Here is a 12,641-nt window from a genome sequence, read left to right as displayed (position 1 = left end):
GCTGCAGAAAATATGTCTCATTTGCGAATAGACATAAATAGTTGTCTAAACTGACAAAAGATTCCTTTAAATCAGATACCTCCATGACAGATATAAACGCAGACAGCCACTTTGTGACAGCAGCGGTGGTCGCGGCGGAGTTGTATAAAGCCCGGGAAATCGCCAACGATATTTCTTTAACTGCGAGTAACGCAAGAGCGCTGGCATTGCGTGCTGGTCAAGGTGCCGCAGGCTTCAGAGCCATTACTGATTTCATCGATCAGTTGGCGGCAACCACAGTAAAAACCTCAGACATCATCAACCTTAAAGCCGTTACTATCAGCCGATTGGCGACCATATCCGTGCGCAACGAGCGGACGATCGCAAGCTTCAGCAAAGCGGCGAGAATCAGTAAAGATTCTGCGTATGTTGACAGCATTCAGGCACCGCTTGAAAAGATGAAATCTGAGCATAGGCAACTGAATCGCCAATTTTATCGCGAAGTGACGTCGCTATCGGAGTTGCTGGAAAACTTAGCTCGCGAAATCAAGACTGCATCTGTGCTGTCTGCCATGTCCCGTGTGGAAGCATCACAATCCGGTAAGAAGTTTGAAGAAGGACTCAACGTTGTCGCTGACAACGTTTCTAACGCTGCAGAGCGAATCAAAACACACGTCATGCTGTCTCAGTCGTTGTGTCGTGAACTGGCGGAAGAATACTAATTTAAAACGCTAACGCTTCGGAGACAGATCGAATGATCAGTAAGGAAATCTATTCTGGGGATACCCACCAATGGTTTATGTTTGGCCGCGATCCCTCGAAACCAGATAAAATCATTGATACCAACCAGTACATGATCCGCACGCACAACAACGCTCTTCTGATGGACCCCGGCGGCATTGAGATTTTCTCGGCGATGTTGGCGTCTGTAGTGAAGCAGGTGCCCATAAATCAGATTGGCCATATCTTCGCATCTCACCAAGATCCGGACATTATCTCTTCGCTCGGACTTTGGGATACTGCGTTGTCTGACGCTAAACTCCATGCCCCTTGGCTTTGGGAAGGCTTTGTCCGTCACTTTGGCATGGAGCACATTGAATACGCTCCGATTGTCGATCAGGGTGGTTGCTTGGTATTGAATGGTGTCGAGGTTCGTTTTGTCCCAGCGCATTACCTGCATTCTTCAGGTAATTTTCATGTGTATGATCCCGTGGCGAAAATCCTGATGAGTGGTGATGTGGGCGCCGCGCTTGAAGGGGACGACGCGCCGATGGAAGTGGAAGACTTTGAAGAGCATATCCCCAAGATGAAAGGCTTTCATCAGCGCTGGATGCCATCTAATACAGCAAAAAATGATTGGATTCGCCGCGTGAGGGAACTGGAAATAGACATGATGTGCCCACAACATGGTCGGGTATTCACTGGTGATAACGTCGGTAAGTTTCTGGATTGGTTTGAGCGTCTGGATGTAGGCGTGGCTGTTCAGTAGCGTCGGTAGGACTTGAATAGAAAAAGGGGCTCGGGCCCCCTTTCTAATGTCTTTCAAATAGACAGCTACTCTCGGAATACCAGAAGGAGGTTGAGTGCTTCGCCTGGGTCGATTTCGGTTTCTGTATCGTCGTCAAAGAAACGGTTAAATCCTTCCAGTCGAGGGTCATCACTGTTGATGTGGTGAAACCCCATGCTCCATTCTTTGAACTGGCGCTCTACGATAGGTTTTCGCATCATCTCGACAATAGAATAGTGGCGATTATCCCTGCAGATTTTGGTAAACAGCGGCGCAAGAACATCTTCTTGGCCTTCGATCACTTGAATGAAATCACCGTCTTTGTAGAGCAGCATCCCGGTCACGCCGAGCTTTTCGTTGTTTTTCCGAATGGCCCCGAGCATCTCAGCGAATTCTTCATCAGTAAAAGGGTGTTCTGCGCTGCTGATGTAAACAATTTGCTGTAAGTTATCGCTCATCTCGAACTCCTATCTCCATCGATAAGGTCTGTTTTCTATAAGTATGTATTAACTTAAGATTTTTGCCTTAAAAATGAGAATTCAGTTTTGAGTAGAGACGTAAAGCGTGCGGCTGGAAAGGCCTTGTGCGCTAAGAAAGTTCAGCCAGCGAACTTGATGATGCTGAAGCTTGTCGCCCGGACCTTTCACTTCAACAAATCGGCAGTTGCCGTCTTTCACCATAAATAAATCGGGGTGTCCGGCGCGGTTTGATTTAGGATCAAACAGGATTCGCTTGATACAGGTGATAGCTTGCGAAGGTGTTATCGATGATAGCGCAGCTTCTATCATGTCACGTTCTGCCCAGCTCCAGTTCACCCAATCATTGCTGATACCGAGTTTGGCATCATAAACTGCCAAGAGGTCGTACTCTCCTTGTTCAAACGCCTTGAAGCGCTGGTCAATCATTTCCCTACGGGCTTCGGTGAATTCTGGGGAATACATATCGCGTGGCGAGCGTTGGAATGGGTTAAGAAAAGCGCCGGGAATGGGAGCGAAAATGATGTCCCAAAGCAGAAGCCCGAAGAGGGCATTCAACAAGCTATTCTCGCAATACCATACTTGCCAGCCTTGCTGGGCGTAATAACGTGCTGATTCGAGTTCTACACGCTCATTAAGTGCGATGGCGATGTGTTCAGAGTCGAATGACTCTCCAATTCTTTCAGGTGAAGGGCAGGCGGTTTTCTTAGCAAGTTGCCTTGCTATACGCGCGGCAACATCTGCTTCGTCTTCATTACTAGGAGAAGCTAACATGGCTTTCACTATGGTAGCGGCTTCCTCAAACCGTTCCTGCTTAATGGCGATGCGTGCCAGGCGCTCTCTTGCTGGTGGAAGTGAGCACTGCAAAAATAGCGTTTCTGCGGTTGCTTCATCTTTCTGCCGCTCAAAATCCCTAGCCAGTTTGTTGGCTAATCGCTCCCACTTGCGCGTGAGTGGTGGCCAATCTGGTTTCTCTGGCAGCCTTTGACTCACTTTTAATGCAGAAGTGACTTCTTTTGCTTCTGTATACTCCCAATACAAATCAACAAGTGATGACAAAAAAAGCCAGTCAATGATTTGTTCACGCGAGGTAAAGAGTCTGTCTTCTGGACGAAGCTGGACTTTTTCAAAGCGGTAAACACCTAAATCGTTGAGAACGAACTGGCTGATATCCTGACGTGAATTGCCAAAGTAGAGCAGTAAAAACAGCGGCAATACATCGTGCTGGAGACATAGAAATCGGGTTGGCAAAAGTGGGATTGTATCCTCACTGTTTTCGATGATTGCGGCGACAATTTCCGGCTTCTTTAAGGAAGCTTTTAAAGGCAGGTGTGCGTAAAGGGCTAGCAGTTCTCCTTTCGTCATCAGGTTCGTCACAACGTCAATCGGCGGGTTGGCCGTGTCAGTGAGAAACCCTTCTTCAGATAACGTAGTGATAGCGCTTTCAATATCCGGAATCTCTGGGTAGTGAAGCTTGTCGCTGCGAAACCAATTCCCTTTTCTCGTCAGCATTCGAACCAGCAGTAACTGAGCATTTTTCGGCAAGGTCGAAAATGAACGCAACCAGTTAGCCTCTGACTCTGTCAGCAAATCTTCATATCTTGTCGATACTAATTCGACGATGGATAAGAAATTATCCAGATAGTAGTGCGGTGGCAAAACAGGTGGGGTAGTTGGCTGGCTCATGACTTCCTTGTCGGTTTGAAACGAAAACGATTTTATACAGGGACAAACAGTTAGTGAGCATAACACGACTCATTTCAGGGATGCTTTTTCTCTCCATACTTCTCCTAGTATTTCCTGGAAAGACAACCAGCAAAGAAAACGCGATTAATAGTACGTTGCCGATCAAAGCGGGAGATTGCTTAATCGTTGATAGCGACAAGAACATTCTGATGATTGATGAAGCGATAAGCGGGCGATACTCAATTCCCGGCGGCTCAATTATCGGCGAAGAAACGGCGGAACAAGCCGCAAAGCGTGAAGCCTATGAGGAAACCGGCTTACATGTGAATGTCGGCAAGCAAATCGCCCGGACTTATAACTCTGCTATTTTCGCCTGCGAGCTGGTTTCACCTTCGCCGTATTTTATCGACTCACAGGGGCGCAAGGTGCTGATGGCTTGGTCGGCACCGCACTTCGGTAAAGAAGTCACTCGTGTGCTTATGATGCCCAACAACAAAGCAGTGCGGGATAACTACCGTTTCCCGGAGCATAAGTGGATGTTCAAGCGTTGGATACCGGAAGTGCCGCCGAGTGAGTTTGTATTGTCTGCTGGCGACACCGCCGTGCTGACGCCGTTCTACCGGGCGCAACTCTCTTGGTTGCAAACGTTGCATGAATGGAAAGCCAAGAGCGCAGCAGTGGAAGCATTCGTAACCACTACCATTGTGTTGGGGAGTTTGTTCACTCCGTTCCTGTTTCTGGCTACGTTGATCTACATTCGAGCCTACCACGGGCATCGTGCTGCCTTGATATACGGGGCTGGGTTACTGGCCGTTTCTATCTTTGTATTGATTTTGACGACCGTGGTGGAATTACCAAGGCCGTACTTTATCGACCCGGTGTTTGGTGAACAGGACACACTTGGTTATACGTTGCCAAGTACCATGGTTTCTTTAACGACATTCTTTTTCAGTTGGCTGCTGCTGAGCTGGGACAGAGAGGTTTATCCGCAGGGAAGAAAGCGTCTTTCTCTGTTCGGCATGTTTTGTGTCGCAGTCATTAGCGGCAAGGTATTGCTTCAAGGAGAGCATTACCCGTCTGACATGGTCATGGGTCTGCTGATTGGTTTTGGTTTCGCTGTCGGATTTCGGCGGCTCAGAGACTGGCGTTTTGCAAACAGAAACCGTGCGTTGATTTCTGCTCGCTTCTGGCTGATGAGTTTTGTGGCGGTCTCGGTCATAGGGATTGTGATTCACAAACCGCACATCGTTTATCTCTCAGCATTTTGCCTTGGAACTTACTGTTCGATTTTGTGGCTTAAGGTTTTTCCACTGTATGTTTCTGCGGTTCGACGCCCAGCCAAGCTGACCTTTTTCATGATCGCTCTTGCAGGTGTGTTGGCAATTATCTTTGCGGATAACACAATTTCATCCCGCTACGCGGTGAATACCATCATTGTGGCTGTGAATTGTGCGGCTGCATGGGGAATATCCGTTTGGTTGCTTGTGGTGACGCCACGTATTTTTCATCAATTTGTTCGGTGACACGTAAACGATTGCGCGGCGTGTTTTTAAGGGGATTTCTATTAGGATTATCCCTTTGATGGATCTCACACCTGAGGTAAAGTTATGGCAGTTACTAATTCATAAGATTGCCACTAGCCGTATAAGGAATAACGGTTAAATAATGGCTTCAGGGAGCAAGATGTTACCAGCACTTACACACCAGCATACGCTCGATCCTATCGTCGGGCGTTTTCTTGATGCTTTAAAAGAGAAAGGTTTCCAGGGTGAGACGGAGACTTTCTATGCCAGCCGCCTTGCTGTTGCGACCGATAACTCGGTCTACCAGCTCCTTCCTCAGGCGGTGGTTTTTCCCACTTCAACGAAAGACTTAACGCTGTTAGGCGAGGTCTGCAAAGACGCCGAATTCGCTGAGATTAAATTCTCTGCTCGTGGCGGTGGTACTGGCACCAATGGTCAGTCGCTTACTCAACATATCGTTGTCGATATGTCGCGTCACATGCGCAATATCCTTGAAATTAACCCCGATGAGGGTTGGGTGCGTGTGCAGGCAGGTGTCGTCAAAGATGCTCTGAACGATGCGCTTCGTCCGCACGGTTTCTTTTTCTCTCCAGACCTTTCAACCAGTAACCGTGCCACAGTCGGCGGCATGATCAACACCGATGCGTCGGGTCAGGGTTCACTGCGCTACGGTAAAACCTCAGACCATGTTCTGGCACTGAAAGCGGTGCTGGCAGACGGCTCTGTGTTGGATACCGAACCTCAATCTATTGCGGATGTGACCGGTAACAGTCGTGATGATTATGCTGGTGAAGCGTTGCGCCGCGTCGCGGAAATATGCCAAAGCAAACGTGCAGAAATCGATGCAAAATTCCCGCCGCTAAACCGCTTCCTAACAGGTTACGACCTGAAAAATGCTTACCTGCCTGAAACGGAAACCTTCGATATGGCGCGCGTGCTTTGCGGTGCAGAAGGCTCCCTTGCATTTATCACGGAAGCCAAGCTGAACATCACGCCAATTCCAAAAGCCCGTACTCTGGTTAACGTAAAGTACGACAGCTTTGACTCTGCGCTTCGTAGTGCGCCGGTCATGGTGGAAGCGAAAGCCTTGTCTGTGGAAACAGTGGACTCGCGCGTATTGAATCTCGCGCGAGAAGACATTGTCTGGAACACAGTGAAAGATTTGCTGACGGATGTACCGGGCAAAGATATGCAAGGCATCAATATTGTTGAATTTGCCGGTAACGACGTAGAAGAGATCGACGCACAAATTGCATCCCTGTGTGAGCGTTTGGATGTGCTGGTCGAAGCCGGCGATAAAGGCGTGATTGGTTATCAGGTTTGTAACGATCTGGCCTCTATCAACAAAATCTACAACATGCGTAAAAAGGCAGTTGGCCTGTTAGGTGCAGCAAAAGGCGCGGCGAAGCCAGTTGCCTTTACGGAAGACACCTGTGTGCCACCAGAGAACCTTGCTGACTTTATTGTCGAATTCCGAACTTTACTGGACAGTCATAACCTCAACTACGGCATGTTTGGTCACGTTGATGCGGGTGTATTGCACGTGCGTCCGGCGCTTGACCTGTGTGACCCTGAGCAGGAACGTCTGATGAAGACGATTTCCGATCAGGTTGTGGCGCTGGTGGCGAAATACGGCGGCCTGATGTGGGGTGAGCACGGTAAAGGTTTCCGTTCAGAATACGGCCCTGAGTTCTTCGGTGAGGAGCTTTTCAACGAGCTGCGTAAAGTCAAAGCGGCGTTTGACCCTCACAACCGTATGAACCCAGGGAAGATTTGTACGCCAATCGACAGCAGCGATTCGCTGGTAAAAGTTGATGATGAAAAGCGCGGAACCTTGGACCGCCAAATCCCAATTACCGTGCGTGATAGCTTTAAGCAGGCGATGGAATGTAATGGTAACGGCCTGTGTTTCAACTACGACACCAGTTCGCCGATGTGTCCGTCGATGAAGATCAGCTATGACCGCCGTCATTCTCCTAAAGGCCGTGCGGGCATCGTGCGTGAGTGGCTGCGTTTGCTAGCAGAGCAGGGTGTTGACCCTATCACCATGGAAAAAGAACTGATGGAGAAAACGCCGTCAGTTCGCCAAATCTTCGCGCGATTCAAGAACACCTGGCTTTCAAACAAAGATGACTACGATTTCTCTCATGAAGTGATGGAAGCCATGAATGGCTGTCTGGCGTGTAAAGCCTGTGCAACGCAATGTCCAATCAAGGTCGATGTGCCAAGCTTCCGTTCGCGCTTTATCAATCTCTACTACAGCCGCTATCAGCGTCCTGCGAAGGACTATCTGGTGGCAAACATCGAAGGCATGTTGCCTTGGATGGCGAAAGCACCTGTGATTGTGAATGCCTTCACTCAACCTAAATGGGCGCAGTCTGTCACTGAGAAAGCCATTGGATATGTGGATACGCCTGCGTTGTCCGTACCGACCTTAATGGAATCACTGGACGGCCACCATGCCACCAAGTTTGATTTGGAATGGCTGAAGGCTCTGAGCGAGGAAGAACGCTCCCGTTATGTTCTGATTGTTCAGGACCCGTTTACCAGCTTCTATGAAGCGGATGTGGTGAAAGATCTGGTGACGCTGGTTGAGAAGCTGGGTAAGAAGCCAATGCTGGTGCCGTTCAAACCAAACGGCAAAGCGCAACATATTAAAGGCTTCCTTAAGAAATTCGCTAAGACGGCCCGTAACACTGCTGATTTCTTGAACCAATTGGCAGCCTTGGATGTGCCAATGGTGGGTGTCGACCCTGCGCTGGTACTTTGCTACCGCGATGAATACAACGAGATTCTGGGCGACAGCCGTGGTGACTTTCAGGTGCAGACGGCGCATGAGTGGCTGCTGAATATGATTGCTGAAGTTCCGGAAAAAGAGAACCCTGACAAAGACGCTTGGTATCTCTTCGCGCATTGCACCGAAAAAACCAAGATGCCGAATGCGGAAGCAGAGTGGGGCAAAATCTTCCATCACTTTGGCGGCAAGCTTGAGGCTGTGGCTGTGGGTTGTTGTGGTATGGCAGGTACTTACGGCCATGAATCGGACAAGCTGGAAAATTCGAAAGGCATTTTCGGTTTGAGCTGGAAACCGCGCCTTGAATCTTTGCCACCTTCGCGCTGTATGGCGACAGGTTACTCATGCCGTAGCCAGGTGAAACGCTTCGAGAGCAAGAAGCTACAGCACCCGGTTCAGGTGTTGGTGAATCTGGTTTAATCCAAATTAAGTATGAACAACAAGGGAGCCTTAATGGCTCCCTTGTCTTTTTGAATAAGCGTTAAATACTCAAACGTCTTAATTATTAGGCGAGGCGCATATGGGCAGCTGATAGTCTGTTTGATAGAGATTTCATACAAATGGAAAGGAGTCAGACATGAGCACACTTCAGCCACATGTGACGTTCCATGGTGTTTGTAGAGATGCGCTGGGCTTTTATAGTCAGGCGCTCAATGGGGAAATCAAGACACTTTCAACATTCAATGACTCTCCGGTGGAGTTTCCGGATCATCTGTTGTCCCGGGTGATGCATGCGGAGTTTGCTTCTCCAGAGGTACGTTTTTTTGCTTCTGACGGGTTAGACGATTCTTTGGCTCAAGGGTCGGGGGATGTCGCTTTCCATGTCAGTTTTGAGGATGAAAAAAGGCAGAATGAAGTCTTTATGGCGCTTTCTGAAATGGGACAGATTGTGATGCCGCTGGACTACACCTTTTGGAAAGTGCGGTTTGGGATGGTGACAGATAAGTACGGGATAAGGTGGATGCTGAGTTGTCCCGCTGAACACGCAGAGATTTAGTATACCTAAACAGCCTGAACCCATCATTTTTAGGTTGTTTAGGCATAAAAAAGCCCCGAATTGTCGGGGCTTTTTATCATTCGTATTTGTTAATTAATCTTCATTTGGGCTCAGCCAGCGGTAAACCACACCGGCGATGAAGGCACCAATCAACGGGGCCACCCAGAACATCCAGAGTTGTGCCATTGCCCAGTCACCAACAAGCAGGGCAGGACCTGTGCTTCGTGCAGGGTTTACTGAAGTATTGGTGATTGGAATACTGATAAGGTGGATCAGAGTAAGCGCCAGGCCAATCGCCAAGCCAGCCATACCTGGGCTTGCCAGTTTGTGGGTAGCACCCATGATGACAATCAGGAACATGAAGGTCATCAGCACTTCAGTGACAAAGCCGGAAAGCATGTCATAGCCGCCTGGTGAGTGGTCGCCGTAACCGTTAGAAGCCAAGCCGCCTGCTAGATCAAAACCTGGAGCGCCGCTGGCAATGATGTAAACGACGTATGCGCCGACAATACCACCTGCGACCTGTACCAGCATGTAAGGAATCAGCTCAGCGGTAGGAAAGCGTCCTCCTGCCCAAAGGCCAAAGGACACTGCTGGATTGAGGTGGCAACCGGAAATATGGCCGATGGCATAAGCCATGGTCACAACGGTTAAACCGAAGGCGAGGGCGACGCCCAAGAAGCCGATACCAAGTTCCGGAAAAGCGGCTGCGAATACAGCGCTACCGCAACCCCCAAGCACCAACCAAAAGGTGCCAATAAATTCTGCTGTCAATTTCTTCAACATTTCACGATCTCCCTATTTGTATTTAGGACGGCACGTGAGAAAACTACACTCATGACTACCTTGCCATCTGAGTTGCTTAAATTTGGGTATATTGCTTTAAAAGTAGCACTTTATGCCAAAGCTGAACCCACAACGTGCCATCAAACGTACCTATGACCAGTACGTTGGTGCTAGTGTCACAATTTGGTGCGTTAAAGCGTTGGTGAGTTTACGATGGGGTATTTGTTACGCTGGGAAGAGATCTGTGTTAGCTTTAAAAATCAAATGGATGGTTGTAAGAGACGATCTGAGCTATCTCATCCAGAGGTATCAGAATGGTTAAAATTGGATTTATCGTTGGCCTGATCATCATTGGTGTTTTGGTTGCCAAGTTTCTTGATGAAAAGTCACAGAAGAAGTTTATGATTGGCGCTGTCGCCACGGCTGCGTTGGCTGTTGTGTTGTTGGTGATTTCAGAATTGATACGTTAGCCGGTATTCAAGCAACAAAAAAGCGAACCATTAGGTTCGCTTTTTTGTTTCTGCCATGAGTGTGTTTATCTCACTGTCTGACGGCTTCTGTTTCCAGCGGGGCGTTTCTTCCCACCTTGTGTTGGTTTACCGCCAGTATTTGAATGTGCTTTTGGCTTACCACCTTGTGGTGTCGCCTTGCCATTGGTCGGCTTCTTACCCGCTGGTTTGCCGCTGCGCTGATTAGGTTTGCGAATATCAGGCTGATTAGGATGCTTGGTTGCAAAACGTTTTGCACCATGACGGCTTGAACCACGACGTTGTGCTGGAGTCATTTCCGCTTCTGTGCCTTCGCGAGGTACTAGACAGCCCGGGCGGTCACCAATCAGGTGGCGTTTGCCCATAGTGATCAACGCTTCACGCAGTAAAGGCCAGTTTGCTGGGTCGTGGTAGCGCAGGAAGGCTTTATGAAGACGACGTTGGCGCTCACCTTTCGCAACGAACAAGTCTTCACGTTTCTTATACTTCACACGTTTCAACGGGTTGGCTTCCGCGTGGTACATCGCCGTCGCGTTACACATCGGTGATGGGTAGAAGTTCTGTACCTGGTCACAACGGAAATCGTTCTCTTTAAGCCACAGTGCCAGATTCATCATGTCTTCGTCGGTACAGCCAGGGTGCGCTGCGATGAAGTAAGGGATCAGGTACTGCTTCTTACCGGCTTCTTTCGAGTATTTCTCGAACAACTCTTTAAAGCGGTCATAGGTACCCATGCCCGGCTTCATCATCAGATCCAGTGTGCCTTTCTCTGTGTGTTCAGGTGCGATTTTCAAATAACCACCCACGTGATGAGTCACCAACTCTTTCACGTACTCAGGTGATTCAATCGCGAGGTCATAACGAACACCGGATGCGATAACCACTTTCTTCACGCCTTCAAGCTCACGCGCTTCGCGGTAGAGGTCGATAGTGTGTTTGTGGTCGGTGTCCAGCTTTTCACAGATTTTCGGGAACACACAGGACGGGCGACGACAGTTTTTCTCTGCGCGCGGGTCTGAACAGCCCAAACGGTACATGTTTGCTGTTGGGCCACCCAAGTCAGAAATCACACCGGTAAAGCCCGGCACTTTTTCTTTAATTTCTTTAATTTCGTTAAGGATTGAATCCTTTGAACGGTTCTGGATGATGCGGCCTTCGTGCTCGGTAATCGAACAGAAAGAACAACCACCAAAACAACCACGCATGATGTTGACTGAGGTTTTGATCATCTCATACGCAGGGATTTTTGCATCACCATAGCTAGGGTGGGGAACACGCGCAAACGGCAGGCCGAATACATAGTCCATTTCTTCTGTTGTAAGAGGAATTGGCGGCGTGTTAACCCAAAGCTCACGCTCGCCGTGTTTTTGCACCAGCGCACGTGCGGAATAAGGGTTGGTTTCCAAATGCATCACGCGGCTTGCGTGCGCATACAGAATACGGTCGTTTAGCAGTTTTTCGTATGAAGGCAGACGAACGAAGCTATTTTCTGCATCATGGCGGGAAGGGCGAACCATCACAGGCTTCGGCGCTTCTTCTTTTACTTCGCCCTTGTCAGTCGCGCAGGCCGTTTCCGTTACATACGGGTTTGGCATCACCATGGCTTTGCCTGGCTTGTCGATGCGTGAACTGTCGATTTCTCTCATATCTTCCGGCACTTTTTTCAGCATCACTGCGGTGCCAGGAATACGGGTCATATCCGCGATATTTTCGCCACGAGAAAGGCGGTGCGCCACGTCAACCAGCGCACGCTCGGCGTTACCGAACAACAAAATGTCAGCTTTGGCGTCGCATAGCACTGAGCGACGAACTTTATCTGACCAGTAATCGTAATGCGCAAGACGACGAAGGCTGGCTTCGATGCCGCCTAGTACGATAGGGGTATCTTTGTATGCTTCTTTACAGCGTTGCGAGTAAACGAGTACGGCGCGATCTGGACGCTTGCCGCCGGCATTACCTGCCGTGTAAGCATCGTCATGACGAGGTTTACGGTCAGCGGTGTAGCGGTTAATCATGGAATCCATGTTACCGGCTGTCACACCAAAGAAGAGGTTAGGTTGGCCAAGTGCCATAAAGGCTTTCTTATCCTGCCATTCTGGCTGCGAGATAATGCCTACACGGAAGCCTTGCGCTTCAAGCGTACGACCGATAACCGCCATACCAAAGCTAGGATGGTCGACATAGGCATCGCCAGTGACGATGATGATGTCACAGCTATCCCAGCCGAGCATGTCCATTTCTTCTCTGCTGGTCGGCAGAAAAGGAGCAGGACCAAAACACTCAGCCCAGTATTTTGGGTAATCGAAAATCGGAGTTACAGAATTGCGCATTTTTTAACCTCTTTCTCGCGAGGCGTGAATTATAGCGGCTTGCGCAGGTGAGAGCCAGATCGAATAAATCCGTAA

The 12,641-nt window shown here is 49.1% G+C and carries 10 protein-coding genes; 6 read left to right on the top strand and 4 right to left on the bottom strand.

Going from position 1 to position 12,641, the window contains the following annotated elements:
- The first annotated feature begins 83 nt into the window (after positions 1 to 83).
- Together GCE9029_RS07000 and GCE9029_RS06995 are read left to right on the top strand one after the other, a co-directional pair.
- Positions 84 to 701, top strand: a complete 618-nt coding sequence (locus GCE9029_RS07000; RefSeq protein ID WP_062662087.1) for a hypothetical protein — start codon at positions 84 to 86, stop codon at positions 699 to 701.
- 32 nt (positions 702 to 733) lie between these two features.
- The gene (locus tag GCE9029_RS06995; protein ID WP_062662085.1) at positions 734 to 1,468 is read left to right on the top strand and encodes an oxygen-binding di-iron domain-containing protein; all 735 of its coding nucleotides are present in this window, start codon (positions 734 to 736) and stop codon (positions 1,466 to 1,468) included.
- A gap of 65 nt (positions 1,469 to 1,533) precedes the next feature.
- Here the strand turns inward: GCE9029_RS06995 and GCE9029_RS06990 are convergent, their stop codons facing one another.
- Together GCE9029_RS06990 and GCE9029_RS06985 are read right to left on the bottom strand one after the other, a co-directional pair.
- Positions 1,534 to 1,944, bottom strand: coding sequence for a BLUF domain-containing protein (locus GCE9029_RS06990; protein WP_062662083.1), 411 nt, complete (start codon positions 1,942 to 1,944; stop codon positions 1,534 to 1,536).
- Between the two features lie 81 nt (positions 1,945 to 2,025).
- Positions 2,026 to 3,648 carry a VRR-NUC domain-containing protein gene (locus tag GCE9029_RS06985; RefSeq protein ID WP_062662081.1) on the bottom strand — a complete coding sequence of 541 codons (1,623 nt, stop codon included), beginning with the start codon at positions 3,646 to 3,648 and terminating at the stop codon, positions 2,026 to 2,028.
- Between the two features lie 53 nt (positions 3,649 to 3,701).
- On the opposite strand from GCE9029_RS06985, the gene GCE9029_RS06980 reads away from it, so the two are divergent.
- The 3 genes from GCE9029_RS06980 (at position 3,702) to GCE9029_RS06970 (ending at position 8,962) form a co-directional block, all read left to right on the top strand.
- Positions 3,702 to 5,171: a bifunctional NUDIX hydrolase/phosphatase PAP2 family protein gene (locus GCE9029_RS06980; protein ID WP_231870049.1), complete on the top strand. Its 1,470-nt coding sequence runs from the start codon at positions 3,702 to 3,704 to the stop codon at positions 5,169 to 5,171.
- Positions 5,172 to 5,331: 160 nt separating this feature from the next.
- Entirely contained in the window at positions 5,332 to 8,385 is a 3,054-nt protein-coding gene (ydiJ, locus tag GCE9029_RS06975; protein ID WP_062663152.1) for a D-2-hydroxyglutarate dehydrogenase YdiJ, read from the top strand.
- 157 nt (positions 8,386 to 8,542) lie between these two features.
- Positions 8,543 to 8,962: a VOC family protein gene (locus GCE9029_RS06970; RefSeq protein WP_062662077.1), complete on the top strand. Its 420-nt coding sequence runs from the start codon at positions 8,543 to 8,545 to the stop codon at positions 8,960 to 8,962.
- 93 nt (positions 8,963 to 9,055) lie between these two features.
- Here the strand turns inward: GCE9029_RS06970 and aqpZ are convergent, their stop codons facing one another.
- On the bottom strand, positions 9,056 to 9,745 hold the full coding sequence (gene aqpZ / locus GCE9029_RS06965; protein ID WP_438356861.1) for an aquaporin Z: 690 nt from the start codon (positions 9,743 to 9,745) through the stop codon (positions 9,056 to 9,058).
- 317 nt (positions 9,746 to 10,062) lie between these two features.
- On the opposite strand from aqpZ, the gene GCE9029_RS26500 reads away from it, so the two are divergent.
- The gene (locus GCE9029_RS26500) at positions 10,063 to 10,218 is read left to right on the top strand and encodes a hypothetical protein (RefSeq protein WP_197475327.1); all 156 of its coding nucleotides are present in this window, start codon (positions 10,063 to 10,065) and stop codon (positions 10,216 to 10,218) included.
- 65 nt (positions 10,219 to 10,283) lie between these two features.
- On the opposite strand, the gene GCE9029_RS06955 is transcribed toward GCE9029_RS26500, so the two are convergent.
- On the bottom strand, positions 10,284 to 12,566 hold the full coding sequence (locus GCE9029_RS06955) for a YgiQ family radical SAM protein (RefSeq protein ID WP_062662071.1): 2,283 nt from the start codon (positions 12,564 to 12,566) through the stop codon (positions 10,284 to 10,286).
- Positions 12,567 to 12,641 lie beyond the last annotated feature (75 nt).

It is taken from the genome of Grimontia celer (assembly GCF_900055185.1).
GTDB classification, from domain to species: domain Bacteria; phylum Pseudomonadota; class Gammaproteobacteria; order Enterobacterales; family Vibrionaceae; genus Enterovibrio; species Enterovibrio celer.
The sequence above is the reverse complement of the archived record's forward strand: the minus strand, read 5'-3'. Positions and strand labels throughout refer to the sequence as shown.